A 21,318-nucleotide genomic window follows, 5' to 3' on the forward strand; every position below is an offset into this window, starting at 1 on the left:
GCCGCCGCGGTGTGCTCGCCGGGGGGGGGCGCGGGGGGGGGGGGCGGGGGGGGGGGGGCGGCGGGGGGGGGGGGGGGGGGGGGGGGGGCCCCCCCCCCCCCCCCCGGGACTCCGGCCCGGACCCGGCCTCTTCCGGGTGACCATTCCGCAGAGGCGCAAGACGACCCGCCCCGCGCCACTAGACTGCTGTACAACAAACGCGTCAGGCCCACAGTGTCGTGCGTCTTCCACGCGGCTAGCACTTCTTCACCGCCTGCGGCCGTCGGGACGGCCGTCCGCATTGGACTTGTGAGGACTCACGTGAGCTCGAAACCCGTCGTACTCATCGCTGAAGAGCTGTCGCCCGCCACCGTCGACGCACTCGGTCCGGACTTCGAGATCCGCCACTGCAACGGCGCGGACCGCGCCGAGCTGCTCCCGGCCATCGCCGAGGTGGACGCGATCCTGATCCGCTCGGCCACCAAGGTCGACGCCGAGGCGATCGCCGCCGCGAACAGGCTCAAGGTCGTCGCCCGCGCCGGTGTCGGCCTGGACAACGTCGACGTCTCCGCCGCCACCAAGGCCGGCGTGATGGTCGTCAACGCCCCCACCTCGAACATCGTGACCGCCGCCGAGCTCGCCTGCGGTCTGATCGTCGCCACCGCCCGCCACATCCCGCAGGCCAACGCCGCGCTGAAGAACGGCGAGTGGAAGCGGAGCAAGTACACGGGCGTCGAGCTCGCCGAGAAGACCCTCGGTGTCGTGGGTCTGGGGCGGATCGGCGCCCTCGTCGCGCAGCGCATGTCCGCCTTCGGCATGAAGGTCGTCGCCTACGACCCCTACGTACAGCCCGCGCGGGCCGCGCAGATGGGCGTCAAGGTGCTCTCGCTGGACGAGCTGCTCGAGGTCTCCGACTTCATCACCGTCCACCTGCCCAAGACCCCCGAGACCCTCGGCCTGATCGGCGACGAGGCGCTGCGCAAGGTCAAGCCGGGCGTCCGCGTCATCAACGCCGCGCGCGGCGGCATCGTCGACGAGCAGGCGCTGTACTCGGCGCTCAAGGAGGGCCGCGTCGCCGGCGCCGGCCTGGACGTGTACGCCAAGGAGCCGTGCACCGACTCCCCCCTGTTCGAGTTCGACCAGGTCGTCTGCACCCCGCACCTCGGTGCCTCCACGGACGAGGCACAGGAGAAGGCCGGTATCGCCGTCGCCCGCTCGGTGCGCCTGGCCCTCGCCGGTGAACTGGTCCCGGACGCGGTGAACGTGCAGGGCGGTGTCATCGCCGAGGACGTCAAGCCGGGTCTGCCGCTCGCCGAGCGCCTCGGCCGGATCTTCACCGCGCTCGCCGGTGAGGTCGCGGCCCGCCTCGACGTCGAGGTGTACGGCGAGATCACCCAGCACGACGTGAAGGTGCTGGAGCTGTCCGCGCTCAAGGGCGTCTTCGAGGACGTCGTCGACGAGACGGTGTCCTACGTCAACGCCCCGCTGTTCGCCCAGGAGCGCGGTGTCGAGGTACGGCTGACCACCAGCTCGGAGTCGGCCGACCATCGCAATGTCGTCACCGTGCGCGGCACCCTCTCCGGCGGCGAGGAGATCTCGGTCTCCGGCACGCTGGCCGGCCCCAAGCACATCCAGAAGATCGTCGCGGTCGGCGACTACGACGTGGACCTCGCGCTCGCCGACCACATGGTCGTCCTGCGCTACGAGGACCGTCCGGGTGTCGTCGGCACCGTGGGCCGCATCCTCGGCGAGGCGGGCATCAACATCGCCGGCATGCAGGTCGCCCGCGCGACGGTCGGCGGCGAGGCGCTCGCGGTGCTGACGGTCGACGACACGGTGGCCGCCGGGGTGCTCGGTGAGCTCGCCGCGGAGATCGGGGCGACGTCCGCCCGGTCGGTCAACCTGGTCTGAGGTACCCGGGGGCAGTGCCCTTGGTCCCTCGCTTCGGGTCTGGTTCTCACACGCCGGACGGGCTGAGTCGGTCAGCCTGTCCGGCGTTGTCCGTGTCCGCGCGGACCCGGATCCGTCGCAGCCCGGCCGCCGCCAGTCCCGCCGCCCCCAGAAGCAGCACCGCGCCCGCGACCGCCGCTGCCTGCATCCCGCTGGTGAACGCCTCCCGTGCCGCCGTCACCAGGGCGTCCCCCGCGCGCCCCGGCAGCTCGGCGGCGACGGCCAGCGCGCCGCCCAGGGTCTCCTGCGCCGGGGCCGGGGCCGTGCCCGGCATCTCGTGGCGGTAGACGGCCGTGCCGATGGAGCCGAGGGCGGCCATGCCCAGCGCACCGCCGAACTCGGTGCCGGTCTCCAGCAGGGAGGACGCGGCCCCCGCCTTCTCGACCGGCGCCGAGCTCAGGACCAGGTCGGTGAGGAGCGACATCACGATGACGATGCCCGAGGCCATCACCCCGCACGCGGCCAGCACCAGCCACAGCGAGTCCGTACCGGCCGGGGCCAGCAGCCCGTAGCCGCCCGCCGCGATGACGAAGCCGGCCGTCACGACGTACGCGCGCTCCACGCCCCGCTGGACCAGCTGGGCGGCGACCGGTGCGGCGGCGCCGATCAGCAGCGACGGCAGCAGGCTCCACAGGGCGGCCTCCAGCGCGCTCTTGCCGAGGACCGACTGCAGGTACTGGGTGGTGAAGAACGACGAGCCCATCATCCCGAAGGCCGACAGGGTGTTGAGGGCGAGCGCCGGGGTGAAGCCGTGCCCGCGGAAGAGGGCCGGCGAGATCATCGGTGAGTCCGTGGTGCGCTGCCGGTGCACGAACAGCACCGCGAACAGCAGGCCGACGGTGATCGAGACGACGTAGCGGACGTTCCAGCCCTCGGAGGGCAGCTCCTTCAGGCCGTAGACCACGGGCAGGACCGCCGCCATGGACAGCGGGACGCTCAGCAGGTCGAAGCGGCCGGGGGAGGGGTTCTTCGACTCGGGGAGCAGCACCGGGCCGAGGACCAGCAGCAGGGCCATCGCGGGCAGGTTGACCAGGAAGACCGAGCCCCACCAGAAGTGCTCGACGAGGACGCCGCTCATCACCGAGCCGAGCGCGATGCCGGCCGTCATCACCCCGGACCACAGTCCGATCGCCTTGGCCCGCTGGGCGGGGTCGGTGAACATCGTGCGGACCAGCGCCATCGTCGACGGCATCAGGGTGGCGCCGCCGATGCCGAGGACCGCGCGGGCCGCGATCAGCGTCTCGGCGGTGTGCGCGTAGGCCGCGAGGAGCGAGGCGGCGCCGAAGGCGGCGGCGCCGAGGAGGAGCAGCCGGCGGCGGCCGATGCGGTCGCCGAGCGCGCCCATGGTCATCAGCAGGCCGGCCAGCACGAAGCCGTAGATGTCGAAGATCCACAGCTGCTGGGTGCCGCTCGGTGCCAGGTCGGCGCTGATCTGGGGAATCGCGAAGTAGAGGACGGAGACGTCCATCGAGACCAGCAGCAGCGGGAGCATCAGCACGGTGAGCGCGGTCCACTCGCGGCGGCCGGCACGGGGCGGATTCGTTGTCATGGCGGTGACTGTACGCACGTCTTATACGTCTGTCTAGAACAAGCGTATAAGACGTGCGTATGGAGGGATGGGTAAGGTGACGCCATGGGACACCGTGAGGATCTGCTGGAGGGCGCCAAGCGCTGCCTGCTCGCCAAGGGCTTCGTGCGCACCACGGCGCGGGACATCGTCAAGGAGTCGGGGACCAACCTGGCGTCCATCGGCTACCACTACGGGTCGAAGGACGCGCTGCTCGCGCAGGCCTATGTGTCCCTGGTCGAGGGGATGGGCGGCGCCTTCGAGGGCGACGGGACCGTGGACGAGACCGCGCCCGGCTCCCTGGAGCGGTTCGAGCGGGTGTGGTCGAACATCATCGGCACCATGAAGGAGCCCGGCTCGGTGTGGCGGCTCAGCATGGAGGTCCTCGCCCTCGGCGACCGGCTCCCCGAGGTCCGCGACCATCTGGCGGCGGCGCAGCGCGAGGCCGGGCGCGGTCTGGTCCCGCTGCTGATGGGCGGCCGGGAGGAGGACGTGTCCGACGAGACCGCGGACACGGTCGGCGCGTTCTACGTGACCCTGATGACGGGCCTCATCGCCCAGTGGACCTTCGACCCGAAGTCCGCGCCCGACGGCGGGCGGCTGACCGCCGGCCTGCGCCGGGTGATCGGGGCCGCCACTACAGGCGAGCGGCCTTGAGCGCCATGTGCAGCAGCAGCCGGTCCTCGCCGTCGTCCAGGTCCAGGCCGGTGAGCCGCTCGATCCGCGACAGCCGGTAGTACAGGGTCTGGCGGTGGATGCCCAGTTCGGCGGCGGTGCGGCCGGCCTGGCCCGCGCGGTCGAGGTAGACCTCGGCGGTGCGGGCCAGTTCGGTGTGCGCGGGGGAGAGCAGGGGGCCGACGGCGGGGTCGTGGGCGGCGCCCGGGGGCAGCGCGGTCAGCAGCCGGAAGGGGCCGATCGACGACCACCGGGCGACCGGTCCGAGCCGGGGTTCGGCCAGCGCCGCACGGGCCGACGCCGACGCCTCAGCCCAGGCCGCGCCCAGGCCGGTGAGACCCGCGCGGGGCGCGGCGATCCCGGCGGCGACCGGGGGACCGCCCGAGCCCGCCCGCTCCAGCAGCCGTGAGGCCGCCGTCGCCGCCGGGGCCAGTACGTCCGTCGAGCGCAGCCGCAGCAGCAGGGCCAGCGACAGGGCGGTGGCCCCCCACGGCAGGGTGCACAGCGCCGTCGCCCCCGGAACCGTACGCACCGAGGGGGCGTCGTCCGGGTCGGCGGCGGGCCAGGGGGCGACACAGACCACCGTGTACGGACCGTCGGCGCGGCCGCCGAGGGCGGTGCGCAGCTCGGCGACGGCCATCTCCCGCTGCCAGTCCCGCTCCGCCGTCAGCACCGCGCGCAGCTCCCGCGTGAGGTCGGCGCCGTGCTGGGCCTCGTCCGCGAGCAGCGCGCCGATCCGGGCCGTCACCCGCATGGCCGCCTCCAGTTGCCGCTCCGAGGGGCCCGGGTCGTAGTCGAGCAGCCAGACGTAGCCGAGGACGACTCCCCGATGGCGTACCGGCAGGCAGATCCGCCCCCGGTGGACCCCCGCCTCGGGGGTGCGCGGGATGCGGACCGGGCCGGTCGCCCGGGTGATGCCGAAGCCCTCGAACCAGGCGCGGACGGCGGCCGTCGAACGGCGGGTCAGGATCGAGCGGGTGCGCACCGGGTCCAGCGCGGACGGATCGAGGTCGCCCTCGCTGTCGTACGCCCCGAAGGCGATCAGCTCGAAGTCGCGGTTCTCCAGGGTCGCCGGAGCGCCCAGCAGCTCCGAGATCTCGTCCACCAGCTCCTGGTGGTCGTCCCTGTGTTCCGACGTCACCCGGGCATTCTGCCGCACGATCCAGGAGCCTTCATACATCTGTCTGAGATCTGCGGCGCGGATGCGTGACAGCTGTCGATGGCCCACGATCGGGGGCATCCGTAGGTTTCACGGTGGTTCTCCGTGCCGTACCCGAATCGTCGGGTGACGGCCTCGTGCAGCTTGTGGAGGTGCCCCGTGCTGGGTCCCGTGATTCTCGCCGCGTCGCGCAGCGACCGGATGCGACGCCTGATCTCGGCGGCCCCGGTGACCAAGCAGGTCGTCGACCGCTTCATCCCCGGGGAGACCGTCGACGAGGTCCTGCCGATCATCCGGGAACTCACCGGCAACGGCCTGGAACTCACCATGGACGTCGTCGGCGAGGACATCACCACCCCCGAGCAGGCCGCCGCCGCCCGCGACGCGTACCTGGAGCTGATCGGCCGGCTGAAGCCGCTGGAGCTCGGCACCCGCGCGGAGATGTCCGTCAAGCTGTCGATGTTCGGCCAGGCGCTGGACGGCGGCCACGAGCTGGCCCTCGCCAACGTCCGCCCGGTCGTCGAGGCCGCCGCCGGGATCGGCACCACGGTCACCCTGGACGCGGAGGACCACACCACCCTCGACTCGATGTTCGCCATCCACGAGGAGCTGCGGAAGGACTTCCCGCAGACGGGCTGCGTCATCCAGGCCTACCTCTTCCGCACCGAGGAGGACGCGCGCCGCCTCGCCGCGGCCGGCAGTCGCGTACGGTTGGTGAAGGGCGCCTACAAGGAGCCCGCCGAGGTCGCCTACCAGCAGAAGCACGAGATCGACAAGGCGTACGTGCGCATCCTGCGGACGCTGATGGAGGGCGAGGGCTACCCGATGATCGGGTCCCACGACCCGCGCCTGATCTCCATCGCCCAGGAGCTGGCCCGCACCGCCGGACGAAAGCTCGACGAGTACGAGTTCCAGATGCTCTACGGCATCCGCGGCGACGAGCACCTGCGACTGGCCGCCGAGGGCCACCGCATGCGCGTCTACACGGCCTACGGCACCGACTGGTACGGCTACTTCATGCGCCGCCTGGCGGAGAAGCCGGCGAACCTGCGCTTCTTCGCCCGCAGCATGATCACCAAGGGCTGACACCACACCGCTCACGACAAGGAGTTACGCCACCCATGGACGCTGTGACCCAGGTCCCCACCCCCGTCAACGAGCCGGTGCACGGCTACGCGCCCGGGTCGCCCGAGCGCGCCCGGCTGGAGGCCAAGCTCAAGGAGCTGGCCGACAACCCGATCGACCTGCCCTGCACCATCGGCGGTGTCAAGCGGATGGGCGGCGGCGAGCGTTTCGACGTCGTGCAGCCGCACAACCACAAGGCCCGCCTGGGCACCTACGCCAACGCCACGCAGGCGGACGCCCGGGACGCCATCGACGCGGCCCTCGCCGCCGCGCCCGCCTGGCGCGCGATGGCCTTCGACGACCGCGCGGCGATCATCCTGCGCGCCGCCGAGCTGCTGGCCGGCCCCTGGCGCGAGACCATCGCCGCCTCCACCATGCTGGGCCAGTCCAAGACCGCCCAGCAGGCCGAGATCGACAGCCCCTGCGAGCTGGTCGACTTCTGGCGCTTCAACGTCCACTACGCGCGCGGCATCCTCGCCGAGCAGCCCCCGGCCAACTCCCCGGGCGTGTGGAACCGCCTCGACCACCGCCCGCTGGAGGGCTTCGTCTACGCGATCACGCCGTTCAACTTCAGCGCGATCGCCGCCAACCTGCCCACCGCGCCGGCCCTCATGGGCAACGTGGTGGTCTGGAAGCCGTCCCCGACCCAGACCCACGCCGCCGTGCTGCTGATGCGGCTGCTGGAGGAGGCCGGTCTGCCCAAGGGCGTCATCAACCTGGTCACCGGTGACGGCCTGGAGGTCTCCGAGGTCGCCCTGAACCACCGGGACCTGGCCGGCATCCACTTCACCGGCTCGACCAAGACCTTCCAGCACCTGTGGAAGACGGTCGGCCAGAACATCGAGAAGTACCGCACCTACCCGCGCCTGGTCGGCGAGACCGGCGGCAAGGACTTCGTCGTCGCCCACCCGAGCGCCGACCGCGCGGTGCTGAAGACCGCCCTGACCCGCGGTGCCTTCGAGTACCAGGGCCAGAAGTGCAGCGCCACCTCGCGCGCGTACATCCCGGCGTCGATCTGGAACTCCGGCTTCAAGGAGGAGTTCGCGGCCGAGGTCGACGGCATCAAGATGGGTGACGTCACCGACCTGTCCAACTTCATCGGCGCCGTCATCGACGCGCGGTCCTTCGCCAAGAACAAGGCCGCCATCGACCGTGCCAAGGAGGACGCGGCCTGCACGATCGTCGCGGGCGGCTCCTACGACGACTCGGTCGGTTACTTCGTCCGCCCGACCGTCATCGAGTGCGCCGACCCGGAGAACGAGGTGTTCCGCACCGAGTACTTCGGCCCGATCCTCGCCGTGCACGTCTACGAGGACGACAAGTACGACGAGATGCTGACCCAGATGGAGTCGGTGTCCGACTACGCCCTCACCGGCTCGGTCATCGCGAACGACCGCGCGGCGGCGGCGTACACGATGGAGAAGCTGCGCTACGCGGCCGGCAACTTCTACATCAACGACAAGTCGACCGGCGCCGTCGTCGGCCAGCAGCCCTTCGGCGGCGGCCGTGCCTCCGGCACCAACGACAAGGCCGGTGCCCCGCAGAACCTGATGCGCTGGACGCTGACCCGCGCCATCAAGGAGACGCTGGTCCCGCCGACCGACTACGGCTACCCGCACATGGGCTGACGCCCACCCCGACCCCGGACGGGCCAGGTCACCCCCCGACCTGGCCCGTTCGGTGTTTTCGCAGGTGGGAGCGGTGCGGGCGGGGCTGCCGTCTCAGATAGTAGGAAGTCCGAGTAATTGTGCAGACAGATGCGGTCCGCTCCTCTAGCTTTGTAGGAGCCGAACGAATCGCTCGACCGAGCGAACGGCGGTCGTGAGCCGGGCCCCGCGCAGGCAATCCCTGCGGCCCGCGGCTCCCCGCCCCTTCCGGTGTCTCGCAACCCCCTTTTCCGCACTCCACGTACGTCGAAGGAGTCGATGACCCATGGCCGAGACGACCGCCCGCCGCCGCGTCCGTCACACCTCCCGCACCAGCGAATCCGACCGCAGGAACGCCGCCGCCGCGCTCCAGCGCGCCCTCGACCGCAGGGACAACGGCGGCTCGACCGGCCACTGACACGCCGACGGCGTCCGTATGTCGGACACCGCATGTCATCCCGTGGGACGAGGAGTAGGGTGCCCGCATGTCTCGCAGCATCAATCTCGCAGTGATCCCCGGTGACGGCATCGGCCAGGAGGTCGTGGCCGAAGGTCTCAAGGTCCTCTCCGCCGTCCTTCCGCAGGATGTGAAGCTGGAGACCAAGGAGTACGACTTCGGCGCCAGGCGCTACCACGCCACCGGTGAGACCCTCACCGACGCCGACCTCGACGAGCTGAAGCGGCACGACGCCATCCTGCTCGGCGCCATCGGCGACCCGTCGGTCCCCTCCGGCGTCCTGGAGCGCGGCTTCCTGCTCAAGCTCCGCTTCGCCTTCGACCACCACGTCAACCTGCGGCCGAGCAAGCTCCTCCCGGGTGTCGCCACGCCGCTCGCCGGGCAGCCCGAGATCGACTTCGTGGTCGTCCGCGAAGGCACCGAGGGCCCCTACACGGGCAACGGCGGCACCATCCGCAAGGGCACGCCGCAGGAGGTCGCCACCGAGGTGTCCGTCAACACGGCCTTCGGAGTCGAGCGCGTGGTCCGTGACGCCTTCGCCCGCGCCCAGGCCCGCCCCCGCAAGAAGCTCACGCTGGTCCACAAGAACAACGTGCTGACCTTCGCCGGCCACCTGTGGACGAACGTCTTCAACAAGGTGGCCGAGGAATACCCCGAGGTCACCACCGACTACATCCACGTCGACGCCGCGACGATCTACCTCGTCACCGACCCGGCCCGCTTCGACGTCATCGTCACCGACAACCTCTTCGGCGACATCATCACCGACCTCGCCGCGGCCGTCTCCGGCGGCATCGGCGTCGCGGCCTCCGGCAACATCAACCCGGACCGCGTGTACCCGTCCATGTTCGAGCCCGTCCACGGCTCGGCCCCGGACATCGCCGGCCAGGGCAAGGCCGACCCCAGCGCCACGGTCCTGTCCGTCGCCCTCCTGCTGCGCCACCTCGGCCACGACGCCGAGGCGGCCCGCATCGAGGACGCCGTCTCCGCCGACCTCGCGGAGCGCGGCGACCTGCCCGCCCGCTCCACCTCGCAGATCGGCGACGCGCTCGCCGCACGAGTAGCCGGCTGACCCGGCGCTCCATCGAGAACACTCGAAGCCGCCGGGTCGCATCCGCACCCGGCGGCTTTCCCCTGTCCCCGCCGGGTGCCACCATCGACCACCGGGCCGCATCCACCCTGTTCCGTCCGCCGTCGCCACCGGGCGATAATCGAACGCGGAGCCGCGGAATGAGGGAATGCTCGGACGTCCTAGCACTGGCCACCGGCCGTACGGACGTGTGCGCGGCCCGTCACTACAACCGGTGAAGGACAACCACTCATGACGACGCCCACGATCGAGCTCAAGCCCTCGGCGCACCCGCTCCCGCACGCGGAGCGCGAGGCGATCCTGGCCAGCCCCGGGTTCGGCCGCCACTTCACCGACCACATGGTGACGATCAAGTGGACCGAGGGCCGTGGCTGGCACGACGGCCAGCTCGTTCCGTACGCGCCGATCTCCCTCGACCCCGCGACCACCGTCCTGCACTACGCGCAGGAGATCTTCGAGGGCCTGAAGGCCTACCGCCAGCCCGACGGTTCCGTCGCCACCTTCCGCCCCGAGAAGAACGCCGAGCGCTTCCAGCGCTCCGCCAAGCGCCTCGCGATGCCCGAGCTGCCGGTCGAGACCTTCATCGAGGCGTGCGACGCCCTCGTCGCCCAGGACAAGGAGTGGGTGCCGGCGCACGGCGGCGAGGAGTCCCTCTACCTGCGCCCGTTCATGATCGCGACCGAGGTCGGGCTGGGCGTGAAGCCCGCCAACGAGTACCTGTTCCTGGTCATCGCCTCCCCGGCCGGCGCCTACTTCCCGGGCGGTGTGAAGCCCGTCTCCATCTGGGTCTCCGAGGACCGCGTCCGCGCCGTCCCCGGCGGCATGGGCGACGCCAAGACCGGCGGCAACTACGCCGCCTCCCTGCTCGCCCAGGCCGAGGCCGCCACCAAGGGCTGTGACCAGGTCTGCTACCTCGACGCGGTCGAGCACCGGTGGGTCGAGGAACTCGGCGGCATGAACCTGTACTTCGTGTACGGCGACAAGATCGTCACCCCCGCCCTCAGCGGCTCCATCCTGGAGGGCGTCACCCGTGACTCCCTGCTGGGCGTCGCCCGCGACCTCGGCTACGAGGCCGTCGAGGAGCGCGTCTCCGTCGAGCAGTGGCAGCGCGACTCGGAGAACGGCACCCTCACCGAGGTCTTCGCCTGCGGTACGGCGGCCGTCATCACCCCGGTCGGCACGGTGAAGCGGGCCGGCGCCGAGTGGCGGCAGAGCGGCGGCGAGCCCGGCGAGGTCACCACCCGGCTGCGCCAGGCGCTGCTGGACATCCAGCGGGGCACGGCCGAGGACAAGCACGGCTGGATGCACAGGCTCGGCTGAGGTTCCGCGCCCGCTCGCCGAGGGCCGCCCCCGACTTCCGGTCGGGGGCGGCCCTTTTCCTCAAGTTCCGGGTGACGCAAGGCGGTTCGGCGCCTCGCGGACGCCCGAACCCGTGTCCGGGTTGTACGGAGAACAGCGGATTGACCGGCCGTCCGGAGGTGCGGTTGGCTCTGGGGAGCCCTCGGCGCGGGGCCGGGGGGAGCGGCGTCCACGGGGACACGGGACCCGAGATGCGGGGACGCGGGACCCGGGACGCAGGGACGCGGGACACGGGGAATCTGGGGGAGAGTCATGCACAGAGCCATGCGGGGGGCGTCCGTCGCGGTGGTCGCGGGGGCGATGGTCGCGCTGTCGGCGACCTCGGCGGCACCGGCACCGGCGCCGAAGACCGAGCGGGTCACCCTGTCGGCGACGGGGGAGCAGGGCGACGGCCCCGCCTACGGGCCCCGGCTGAGCACCGACGGCCGGTTCGCGGCCTTCAGCGCGGACGCGTCCAACCTGGTGCCCGGCGACACCAACGGGGACACGGACGTCTTCGTGCGCGACCTGCGCGAGGGGACCGTCGAGCGGGTCAGCGTCGGCCCGGACGGCGCGCAGGCCGACGGGGGTTCGTCCGCGCTGGGGATCAGCGCCGACGGCCGGTACGTCCTGTTCCGCTCCCGGGCCCGGAACCTGGTGCACTGGGACAATCCGCCCGCGGACACCGGGGCCCACGACATCTACCTGCACGACCGGCGCACCGGCGGCACCGAGCGGATCAGCGTCGGCCTCGACGGGGGGTCCGCCTACGCGGGCGGCGCCGTGATGTCGGCGGACGCCCGCCACATCGCCTTCAGCGCCAAGGCCGACCGGATGGAGAACGCCCCCGGCGACCTCTTCGGAGCCGTGTACGTCCTCGACCGGCGCACCGGCGCCGTGGAGCGGACCGCCAACCGGGACCGCCCGACCGACCAGGTGATCCTGGACGGCATCAGCGCCGACGGCACCTTCGTGATGTACACCCAGGCGGTGCCGCGCAGTTCGTACGGCGCCACCTGGGTGCACGACCGCCGCACCGGCACCGAGGAACGGGTCAACGTCCGCGCGGACGGCACCCCCGCCCAGCGGTACGCCACGCCGGCCTCGCTCTCCGCCGACGGCCGCACCGTCGCGTTCCAGTACTGGGGCGACGACCTGGTCCCGGGCGAGGAGCCCGGGGACGACACCCACCTGTACGTCCGCGATCTGCGGGACGACGTCACCCGGCGGATCGATCCCGGCCCGGCCGGCGAGGACCGGCCCCAGGAGCCCGTGCTCAGCCCGGACGGCCGGTACGTGGCCTACCGGGCGGCGCCGCGTCTCACGGACGGACGGCTCGGGCCCGCCAACGTCTACCTCCGCGACCTGCGCACCGGCGGCACCCGGCTGGTCAGCGAGTCCGTCACCTCGGGGCCCGTGACGGACGCCCCCGTGACGGTCTCCTGGCTGGGCGCCGGCGCCCGGCGGATCGGTCTCGGCAGTGCCTCCGCCCAGCTCGTCCCGGGCGACACCGGCGGCCACCACGACGGCTTCGTCCGCCGCCTGCGCTGACCACGCACCGCCCGCATCCTGAGACGGATCGTGAGCGCGGGGGCGGATTGTGCCAGACTGCCCCCGTGCTCTCGTTCGCCACGATTATTGGCAGCAGGCGCGCCGGTCCGCAGTGACCGCACGTACGACACCGTACGGGCGGACACCGTCGTCCTCGACCCGCGCGCAGACCTCTCGCACCCGCGAGAGGTTTTTCTGTTTCCCGGCCCCACCCGCGGCCGGGGACGGGGCGCGAGGGACCATGGGGGAACGGTGGAACCGGTCATTCCGGTAGACCGAGATCAACTCAGGAGCCTTCAGACCATGACCGCAACCAGCGAGCCCGACGACTCGTTCCACGTCTTCGACACCACCCTGCGCGACGGCGCCCAGCGTGAGGGCATCAACCTCACGGTCGCCGACAAGCTCGCCATCGCCCGGCACCTGGACGAGTTCGGCGTGGGCTTCATCGAGGGCGGCTGGCCCGGCGCGAACCCGCGGGACACCGAGTTCTTCGCCCGCGCCCGGCAGGAGATCGAGTTCCGGCACGCGACGCTGGTCGCCTTCGGCTCCACCCGCCGCGCCGGCACCACCGCCGCGCAGGACCCCCAGGTCAGGGCGCTCCTCGACTCCGGCGCGCAGGTGATCACGCTGGTCGCGAAGTCCCACGACCGCCATGTCGAGCTCGCCCTGCGCACCACCCTCGACGAGAACCTGGAGATGGTCCGCGACACGGTCTCCTTCCTCACGGGGGAGGGCCGCCGGGTCTTCGTCGACTGCGAGCACTTCTTCGACGGCTACCGCGCCAACCCCGAGTACGCCAAGGCGGTGGTCCGCGCCGCCTCCGAGGCCGGCGCCGACGTGGTCGTCCTGTGCGACACCAACGGCGGCATGCTCCCGGCGCAGATCCAGGCCGTGGTCGCCACCGTGCTCGCCGACACCGGCGCCCGGCTCGGCATCCACGCCCAGGACGACACCGGCTGCGCGGTCGCCAACACCCTCGCCGCCGTCGACGCGGGCGCCACCCACGTCCAGTGCACCGCCAACGGCTACGGCGAGCGGGTCGGCAACGCCAACCTCTTCCCGGTGGTGGCCGCGCTGGAGCTGAAGTACGGCAAGAAGGTCCTCCCCGACGGCCGGCTGCGCGAGATGACTCGCATCTCGCACGCCATCGCCGAGGTCGTCAACCTCACCCCCTCCACGCACCAGCCGTACGTCGGCGTCTCCGCCTTCGCGCACAAGGCCGGACTGCACGCCTCCGCGATCAAGGTCGACCCGGACCTCTACCAGCACATCGACCCCGAGCAGGTCGGCAACACCATGCGGATGCTCGTCTCCGACATGGCCGGGCGCGCCTCCATCGAGCTCAAGGGCAAGGAGCTCGGCATCGACCTCGGCGGCGACCGCGAACTGGTCGGCCGGGTCGTCGAGCGGGTCAAGGAGCGCGAGCTCAAGGGCTACACCTACGAGGCGGCCGACGCCTCCTTCGAACTGCTGCTCCGCGCGGAGGCCGAGGGCGGGCCGCTGAAGTACTTCGAGGTCGAGTCCTGGCGCGCGATCGTCGAGGACCGCCCCGACGGCACCCACGCCAACGAGGCCACGGTCAAGCTGTGGGCCAAGAGCGAGCGCATCGTCGCCACCGCGGAGGGCAACGGCCCGGTCAACGCCCTGGACCGCGCGCTGCGCGTCGCCCTGGAGAAGATCTACCCGCAGCTCGCCGAGCTGGAGCTGGTCGACTACAAGGTGCGCATCCTGGAGGGCAAGCACGGCACCCAGTCCACCACCCGCGTCCTGATCTCCACGTCCGACGGGGCGGGGGAGTGGTCGACGGTGGGCGTCGCCGACAACGTCATCGCCGCGTCCTGGCAGGCCCTGGAGGACGCCTACGCGTACGGGCTGCTGCGGGCCGGGGTGGAACCGGCCGCGTAGGGAGCACTGCGGACGACGGGCCCGGTGGGACCGGCGGGACGGGAATTCCCGCCGGGTCAGATGTCTGTTTATCACCCATTTGGGTACGTGCGAACGTATGGAGGCCGCACCGACGCGTATCCACATACGTCTGATACGCCTGCTGATCATGCCGGTGGCCGCCGCACTGGCGGTCCTGATGGCCGGTGCGCCCGGGGCGCAGGCGGCCACGGACCTCTCCGAGATCGCCCGCGCACTGCGCGAGAGTCCCGTCTACGTCGACCCCGCGGCCCGGGACATCCTGGCGGAGTCCGACGCCGAGGCCCTCGCCGACAGGATCGAGGACGCGGACGAACCCGTCTTCGTGGCGGTCCTCCCGGCGGACTACCCGACGCGGAACCTCTTCCGGAACCTGCGCACCGAGACCGGTATCACCGGTCTGTACGGCATCCGCCTCGGCGACGAGTTCGACGCGCGCGCCGACAGCAGCGTGCTCAGCAACCAGGGCGTGCGGAACCTGGTGGCGTCCGTGCAGGGCGCCGGTGACGCCAAGGCCCAGCTGAACGACTTCGTCGACAGCGCGCTGCGCAGCACCGGCGGCTCCGCGCCCGACTCCTGGAGCGACGGGGCCGGCGGTGACGTCCCCGTCGGCGGCCTGATCACCGCCGGAGCGGTGCTGGCGGCCGGCGGCGCGGGCGCGTACGTCCTGGTCCGGCGCAACCGGCGGCGCCACGAGCAGGAGCAGCGGGCCGCGCTGGAGAAGCTGCGGGTGGTGGTGGACGAGGACATCACCGCGTTCGGCGAGGAACTCGACCGCCTCGACTTCCACCCGGCCGAGCCCGGCGCGGACGACGCGATGCGCGCGGACTACGAGCGCGCGCTGGACGCCTACGACAAGTCCAAGTCGTTCATGGCCGCGGCCCGTAAACCGGAGGACGTCCGGGCCGTCACCCAGGCCGTGGAGGACGGCCGCTTCGCCCTCGCCTCCCTCGCCGCGCGCCGGGAGGGGCGCCCGCTGCCGGAGCGCCGCCCGCCCTGCTTCTTCGACCCGCGCCACGGCCCCTCGGTCGCCGACGCCGTCTGGACGCCGCCGGGCGGCGCCGAGCGCGAGGTCCCGGTGTGCGCGGCCGACCGGGCCCGGCTGGCGGACGGCCTCGACCCCGCCGTCCGCGAGGTCGACACCGAGTACGGGCGCCGGCCCTACTGGGACGCCGGTCCCGCGTACGGCCCCTGGGCCGGCGGCTACTTCGGCGGCGGACTGCTGCCCGGCCTGCTCGTCGGCACCATGCTCGGCGGCATGATGGCCGGTCCCGCCTACGCGGCCGACTACGGCGCCGGCTACGGCGACTTCGGCGGCTACGGGGGCGGCGACGTCTCGGGCGCCGACTTCGACGGCGGGGACTTCGGTGGCGACTTCGGCGGGGGCGGCGGCTTCGACGGAGGCGACTTCGGAGGCGGCGGCGGGGACTTCGGCGGCGGCGGCTTCTGACCGGCCGGGGTGTCCCGCCTCGGCCACCCGCGTTCCACCGCGTACCGCTCCCCCGCGGCATGCCACCACCCGGGCGGCGACGCGCCGCCCGGGGCGGCGAAACCGGCCCGCCCGGGGCCCAGCCCGAGCCGCCGCAGCGCCTCCACGTCGACGGACACGGTGATCCACCCCCGCCACCGCCCGTCGCGACCCGGCCCGCACGTGTGATCCAGCCGCAGTTCCTCCGCGGTGAACGGCATCCAGTCGATCCCCCGCTCACGCAGTCAACCGCACACGGCAGCCCAGGGGCGAGGGGGGCCCGGCAGGTCCTCGTACCCGGCGACGACGACCCACCCGGGCCGTGAGAACGCTCCACCGACTGTCGTACCGGCCATGATGCACCTCTCCCGTGACCCGAACGCGTCACCGACCGTTGGGGAAGCGTAGTTCCGGGAAACGTACTTCCTCAATGCGCGGAGGCGAGGCCTTCGAAGCCGGTTCCCGTGGTCACGCCTGCTTGATCGCCGAGATGTCGAAGTTCAGCTTGATCTTGTCGGAGACCAGGACGCCGCCCGTCTCCAGCGCCGCGTTCCAGGTCAGGCCCCACTCGGAGCGCAGGATCTCCGCCTTGCCCTCGAAGCCGACGCGCTCGTTGCCGAAGGGGTCCTTCGCGGCGCCGTTGAACTCCAGGTCGATGGTGAGCGGCCGGGTGGTGCCCAGGATGGTCAGGTCGCCGGTGATGCGGTAGTCGTCGCCGCCGAGGGCCTCCGCCCCGGTGGTGCGGAAGGTCATCGTCGGGAACTCGTCCGCCTTGAAGAAGTCGGCGCTCTTCAGGTGGCCGTCACGGTCGGCGTTGCCCGTCTCGATGCTGTCCATCACCACGTCGATGGTGGCCGTGGACTTGGCCGGGTCGGTGCCGTCCAGGTGCAGCGTGCCGGTGAAGTCCTGGAAGCTGCCCTTGACGTTGGTGACCATGGCGTGCCGGGCGACGAAGCCGAGCGTGGAGTGCGCGGGGTCGATCGTGTACTCGCCGGTCAGCGCGGCCAGGTCCGGGTTGATCTCGGTGGCGGTCGCGGTGGCGGTCTCGTCGTCCTTGCGGCCGAAGATGCCCATGGTGTTCTCCCGAGGAGGTGAAGTTTATCGTTCAACTAACCTGATGGAGTCCACCGTAGACCCACCCCCTTTAACTTTCAACATGTTTGGCGAAACTGGCGGGATTGCACCGTCGTGACGGGTGGTACCCGCCGGTCGTGTCCTCGGTCGCGGTCCTGGTGGAACTGGTGCGGCGCGATACGTCGGGCGGCCAGGTGAAGTGCTGGGAGCACTTCGCGCGGAGCGCCGCCCGCCTCCCGGAGCGCCTGCCCGACGGCCCCCTCGACCTGACCGTCTACTTCCTCGGCGAACGCGAACGGATCGAGCCGCTCTCCCCGCACGTCCGGCTCGTCATGCTCCGGCCGGTGCTCAGCTCGGCGGCGACGCGCTCGGCCGACCGCGCGGAGGACGTCTGCGACCTCGCCCCGTACCACCCCGGGCTCGCCGCCCTGCTGCCCCGCCACGACGTCTGGCACCTGACGCACAGCTTCGCCTTCGCCGCCACCGCCGTACGACTCCACCGCCGCGCGGCCCGCCGCTCCGCCCCACGGCCCCGGCTCATCGGCTCCGTGCACACCGACGTACCGCTGCTGGCCTCCGTCTACGCCCGCTATCTGGCCGGACGCTGGCTGCCCGGGCGCCACCCGGGGGCGCAGGACCTGCTCGCGGACCGGGCCGAGAACGCGCTGCGCCGCCGCCGGGACCGGCTGCTGGACCCCTGCGAACGCGTCCTCGTCCCGACCCCGGAGGGCCGCGCGGAACTCGCCCGCGTCCTCGGCCCGCACCGGGTCGCCCTGCTGCGCCGGGGCGTCGACCACGGACTCTTCCGGCCCGACCCCACCGCGCGGGACTGGCTCGTCCGCGCGTACGGCGTCCCGGCCGACCGCCCGCTGGTGCTGTTCGCCGGCCGGCTGGACGCCAGCAAAGGCGTGCCGCTGTTGACCGAGAGCGTCCGGCTGCTGCGCGCCCGGGGCGACGTCCCGCACCTGGTCACGGCGGGGTCCGGCGCCGAGGAGGACGCCGTGCGCCGCGCGCTCGGCCGGGACGTCACCCTGCTCGGGCCGCTCCCGCAGGACCGGCTGGCACGGGTGTACGCCGGCTGCGACGTCTTCGCCTTCCCGTCCCGTACGGAGACCAGCGGCAACGTCGTCGCCGAGGCGATGGCGTGCGGGCTGGCGGTGGTCCTGCCCGAGGGCGCGCGCACCACCCGCTGGCTGGCCGCGCCGGGGCTCGACGGCATCGTCGTCCCGGCCGACTCCCCGGCGGTCTGGGCGGACGCCCTGCACCCGCTGGTCGGGCGGCCCGCCGCGCGGGAGGCGGTACGGCGCCGGGCCCTGGAGACGTCCAGGACCGCCCACCCCACCTGGGACCGCGTACTCGAGGAGGACCTCCTCCCGGTCTGGACCCGGCCCACCCGCACACCCCACCGGGCCGACTCCCGCACCGCCTGAGCCCTCGGTCTACGCGAGGAAGGGGTGCGCGCGGGAGAGCACGGGTGGTTCCGTCCCACGGCTGCTGCGGCCGCGTCGTGGCTGATCGCACAGTTCCCCGCCCCTGGGGGCGCGAAGGGGGCTGGGCATATCAGGGGCGCGGGGAACTGCGCAAACGGGGGTCTGGGGGCGGAGCCCACAGGGACGGGAAGGGAAAGGGCGGCGGGGGCGAAGAACCCGGCGGCCGGGACCCGGTCACCCGTCGGCGGCCCGGTGCCGCCCGTGCGACGCCGCGACGACCGGCGACGTGTCCAGGGCCGCGATGCCCGCGGCCACCAGGACCAGCCCCGCCAGCGTCACCGCCGAGACCAGCCGGCCCGTGCGGATCGTCTCGTCGAAGAGGAGCGTGCCCATGGCCACCGCGACCACCGGCTCCGTCGCGTCCAGAACCGTCATGCTCGCCGCCAGCGGACCCTGCTGGAAGGCGCTCTGGATGAGCAGCAGGCCACCCACGCTGGCGACGACGAGCGCGTAGGTCTGCCAGGCGGCCAGGGCCGCGGGCAGCCCGTGCCGGAGCCGGTCCACCGTCGAGGCCAGCAGCACGGACTGGGTGCCCATCACCGCCCCCGCGGCGAGCGCCGTCGCCGAGGCCCGCCACGGACCGGACAGCACCCGCGCCACCGCGAGCGCGGCGCACACCACGGCCGCGACCGCGCCGACGGCCGCCAGCCAGGACAGCGGACCGGCCGCCCGGGGGTCACCGCCGTGCGGGCGGGCGGAGAGCAGCGCCAGCGCCAGCCCCGCCGCCACCGCGAGCGTGCCGGACCACTCCCGCCGCCCCAGCCGCAGCCGGTACAGCCGCGCCGACAGCGGGACCGCGAAGACCAGCTCGGCGACGATCAGCGGCTGCACCAGACTCAGCGGCCCGAACGCCAGCGCCAGCGACTGGAACCCGTACGCCACCACGGCCAGCCCGATCCCGCACAGCCATAGGGGATCTCGCGCCAGCCGGCCCAGCAGCCGCGCGGTGAGCGCCTCCGCGTCCGGCCGCCCGGCCGCCGCCCACTGCTGCAGGACCCCCGCGACGGCGAAACACACACCGGCGGCGAGCGAGGCGAGGACGGCGACCGCCATGACGGAAGAGCCCCGGCAGCGGACTAGTCGGGGGTCCGGCCGGTCGGCGCGCCCCGCGCCGCCCCCCGCGTGTGGACGTACAGCGTGCGCCGGTCGCCGACGTCGAGGCGCTGGGGGAGCGGCAGCTCGTGGCGCACCGGCCGCGCGTGGTCGGCGAGTTGCCGGCGCGGGTCGTAGACCTGGTTGAACTTCCACAGCATGCGGGCGAAGTTCGTCTGCCCGTGCGCCAGGTTGCGGGCGAGCACGCGCGCCGCGCCGAACGCCGTGCGCATCCCCAGGTGCTTGCGGTTGATGACCGCCTGGGTGCGCACCAGCTCCTCGTAGAAGCGCTCCAGCGGCAGCGTCGTCGGCACCACCGCGTGCTGGATGTCGAAGAGGCGGTAGTCGCGGGTGGTGAGCCGGCGCGACTCGGTGTGCCAGATCTCCGTACCCGGATACGGCGTCATCACCGTGAAGTGCACGATCTCCGGCACGGCCAGCGCGAACTCCCGCACCACCCGGAAGCGTTCCTCGTCCCAGGCCGGATCCACGATCAGGTTGATCGCGACCTTGATGCCGAGCCGGCGGGCCGTCTCCAGCGCCTTCAGGTTCTCGTCCGGGCTGACCCGCTTGCGGTACAGGTCGAGCCCTTCCGCGTCGATCGCCTCCATGCCGAGGAACATGTAGCGCAGCCCCAGCCGCGCCCACCGCTCGAACACCTCCGGGTGGCGCAGCAGGACGTCGGCGCGGGTCTCCAGGTAGTACTTCTTGCGGATGCCGCGCCGCTCCACCTCGGCGGCGATGGCGTTCCCGTGCTCGGGCCGGATGAAGGCCACGTCGTCCACGACGAACACGTTCGGCTCGCGGATCCTGGCCAGCTCCTCCGCCGCCGCCTCGGGCGAGGCCTTGCGGTAGCTGCGGCCGTAGAACGTCCACGCCGAGCAGAACGAGCAGTCCCACGGGCAGCCGCGGGTGAACTCGACGGACGCGCACGGGTCGAGCTCGCCGATGAAGTAGCGGCGCCGGCCCCGCATCAGGTCGCGGGCCGGGAGCGGTCCGTCGATGCCGTGCAGCATCAGCGGCGCCGGCCCGCGCCCGGCCGCCGTGACGACGCCCGGCACGCCCTCCACCCCGCCGTCGCGCACCGCCTCGAGCAGCGGCGCGACCGCAGGTTCCCCCTCGCCGCGGACCACCGCGTCGACCGCGCCCGCCGCCTGCTCGATGACCTCCTCGGCGACGAACGAGACACTGTGCCCGCCGAGGAACACGAAACAGTCCGGCACCTCCCGCTTCACCCGCGTCGCCAGCGCGATCGCCTCGGGGATGTTCGCCAGGTAGTTGAGCGAGACGCCGAGCGCCTCCGGACGGAAGGACCGCACCTCGTCGCGCAGCCGGTTCACACCCAGCACCTGGAGGTCGACGACCCGGACCTCGTGACCGGCCTCGCGGGCGGCGCCCGCCACCCGCTCCAGGCCGAGCGGTTCGAGGCGGAGGAAGATCTCGGAGTACATCAGGGCGCTGGGGTGGACGAGCAGCAGACGCATGGGGACCTCGCCACGGGGCCGGACGGACCGGGTACGGAAGGGGTCCTTCCTTCGTATCCCGGCACGCGCGGCCGCGTACCCGCCGTACGCCCGCCTGGCCGCATCCCGCGGCCCGCAGGAGTGGTCCCGCGGGGCGGCGCACGGGACCCCGAGGGCCCGGACACCGCACGTCGGCGGGGTCGGGGCGGGCCGGGCGGACGGGCTCCAGCGCTGGCGCGGTGCACCGGAGCGGGGGTGTCCTGGAAGA

General features: G+C 72.6%; 16 protein-coding genes. 11 read left to right on the top strand and 5 right to left on the bottom strand.

Annotation, left to right across the window (positions count from 1 at the left end; translation table 11 throughout):
* The first annotated feature begins 300 nt into the window (after positions 1 to 300).
* Entirely contained in the window at positions 301 to 1,890 is a 1,590-nt protein-coding gene (gene serA, locus ACH5AO_RS29680; RefSeq protein WP_398929977.1) for a phosphoglycerate dehydrogenase, read from the top strand.
* A 46-nt stretch (positions 1,891 to 1,936) separates the two neighbouring features.
* Here the strand turns inward: serA and ACH5AO_RS29685 are convergent, their stop codons facing one another.
* Positions 1,937 to 3,478, bottom strand: coding sequence for an MFS transporter (locus ACH5AO_RS29685; protein ID WP_398929979.1), 1,542 nt, complete (start codon positions 3,476 to 3,478; stop codon positions 1,937 to 1,939).
* An 84-nt stretch (positions 3,479 to 3,562) separates the two neighbouring features.
* Between ACH5AO_RS29685 and ACH5AO_RS29690 the strand changes: the two genes are divergently transcribed.
* The gene (locus ACH5AO_RS29690) at positions 3,563 to 4,153 is read left to right on the top strand and encodes a TetR/AcrR family transcriptional regulator (RefSeq protein ID WP_398929981.1); all 591 of its coding nucleotides are present in this window, start codon (positions 3,563 to 3,565) and stop codon (positions 4,151 to 4,153) included.
* Here ACH5AO_RS29690 and ACH5AO_RS29695 read toward each other — a convergent pair.
* Entirely contained in the window at positions 4,134 to 5,351 is a 1,218-nt protein-coding gene (locus ACH5AO_RS29695; RefSeq protein ID WP_398929983.1) for a PucR family transcriptional regulator, read from the bottom strand. The two genes, ACH5AO_RS29690 and ACH5AO_RS29695, sit on opposite strands and share 20 nt — an antisense overlap.
* 138 nt (positions 5,352 to 5,489) lie before the next feature.
* On the opposite strand from ACH5AO_RS29695, the gene ACH5AO_RS29700 reads away from it, so the two are divergent.
* From ACH5AO_RS29700 to ACH5AO_RS29735, 8 genes are all read left to right on the top strand, one after another.
* Positions 5,490 to 6,416, top strand: a complete 927-nt coding sequence (locus ACH5AO_RS29700) for a proline dehydrogenase family protein (RefSeq protein WP_398929985.1) — start codon at positions 5,490 to 5,492, stop codon at positions 6,414 to 6,416.
* A gap of 35 nt (positions 6,417 to 6,451) precedes the next feature.
* Complete coding sequence (gene pruA, locus ACH5AO_RS29705; protein WP_398929987.1) at positions 6,452 to 8,083, top strand: L-glutamate gamma-semialdehyde dehydrogenase; 1,632 nt, start codon at positions 6,452 to 6,454, stop codon at positions 8,081 to 8,083.
* A 304-nt stretch (positions 8,084 to 8,387) separates the two neighbouring features.
* Positions 8,388 to 8,519: a hypothetical protein gene (locus ACH5AO_RS29710; RefSeq protein WP_398929989.1), complete on the top strand. Its 132-nt coding sequence runs from the start codon at positions 8,388 to 8,390 to the stop codon at positions 8,517 to 8,519.
* Between the two features lie 67 nt (positions 8,520 to 8,586).
* Positions 8,587 to 9,630 (top strand): 3-isopropylmalate dehydrogenase, encoded by a 1,044-nt coding sequence (locus tag ACH5AO_RS29715; protein ID WP_398929991.1) that lies wholly within the window; start codon positions 8,587 to 8,589, stop codon positions 9,628 to 9,630.
* 249 nt (positions 9,631 to 9,879) lie between these two features.
* Entirely contained in the window at positions 9,880 to 10,968 is a 1,089-nt protein-coding gene (locus tag ACH5AO_RS29720; protein WP_398929993.1) for a branched-chain amino acid aminotransferase, read from the top strand.
* A gap of 291 nt (positions 10,969 to 11,259) precedes the next feature.
* A complete protein-coding gene (locus ACH5AO_RS29725; protein WP_398929995.1) occupies positions 11,260 to 12,537 on the top strand; it encodes a hypothetical protein in 1,278 nt (425 codons plus the stop codon).
* 303 nt (positions 12,538 to 12,840) lie between these two features.
* On the top strand, positions 12,841 to 14,445 hold the full coding sequence (gene cimA, locus ACH5AO_RS29730) for a citramalate synthase (RefSeq protein WP_398929997.1): 1,605 nt from the start codon (positions 12,841 to 12,843) through the stop codon (positions 14,443 to 14,445).
* A gap of 97 nt (positions 14,446 to 14,542) precedes the next feature.
* Positions 14,543 to 15,913: a hypothetical protein gene (locus tag ACH5AO_RS29735; RefSeq protein WP_398929999.1), complete on the top strand. Its 1,371-nt coding sequence runs from the start codon at positions 14,543 to 14,545 to the stop codon at positions 15,911 to 15,913.
* Between the two features lie 486 nt (positions 15,914 to 16,399).
* Here the strand turns inward: ACH5AO_RS29735 and ACH5AO_RS29740 are convergent, their stop codons facing one another.
* The gene (locus ACH5AO_RS29740) at positions 16,400 to 17,005 is read right to left on the bottom strand and encodes a YceI family protein (RefSeq protein ID WP_398930001.1); all 606 of its coding nucleotides are present in this window, start codon (positions 17,003 to 17,005) and stop codon (positions 16,400 to 16,402) included.
* A gap of 137 nt (positions 17,006 to 17,142) precedes the next feature.
* Between ACH5AO_RS29740 and ACH5AO_RS29745 the strand changes: the two genes are divergently transcribed.
* Complete coding sequence (locus tag ACH5AO_RS29745; RefSeq protein ID WP_398930003.1) at positions 17,143 to 18,435, top strand: glycosyltransferase; 1,293 nt, start codon at positions 17,143 to 17,145, stop codon at positions 18,433 to 18,435.
* Positions 18,436 to 18,669: 234 nt separating this feature from the next.
* Here the strand turns inward: ACH5AO_RS29745 and ACH5AO_RS29750 are convergent, their stop codons facing one another.
* Both ACH5AO_RS29750 and hpnR read right to left on the bottom strand, forming a co-directional pair.
* On the bottom strand, positions 18,670 to 19,548 hold the full coding sequence (locus ACH5AO_RS29750) for a DMT family transporter (protein ID WP_398930005.1): 879 nt from the start codon (positions 19,546 to 19,548) through the stop codon (positions 18,670 to 18,672).
* A 23-nt stretch (positions 19,549 to 19,571) separates the two neighbouring features.
* Complete coding sequence (gene hpnR / locus ACH5AO_RS29755; protein WP_398930007.1) at positions 19,572 to 21,071, bottom strand: hopanoid C-3 methylase HpnR; 1,500 nt, start codon at positions 21,069 to 21,071, stop codon at positions 19,572 to 19,574.
* Between the last annotated feature and the right edge of the window lie 247 nt (positions 21,072 to 21,318).

Source organism: Streptomyces sp. NPDC018964, from assembly GCF_044390325.1.
Classification (GTDB): domain Bacteria; phylum Actinomycetota; class Actinomycetes; order Streptomycetales; family Streptomycetaceae; genus Streptomyces.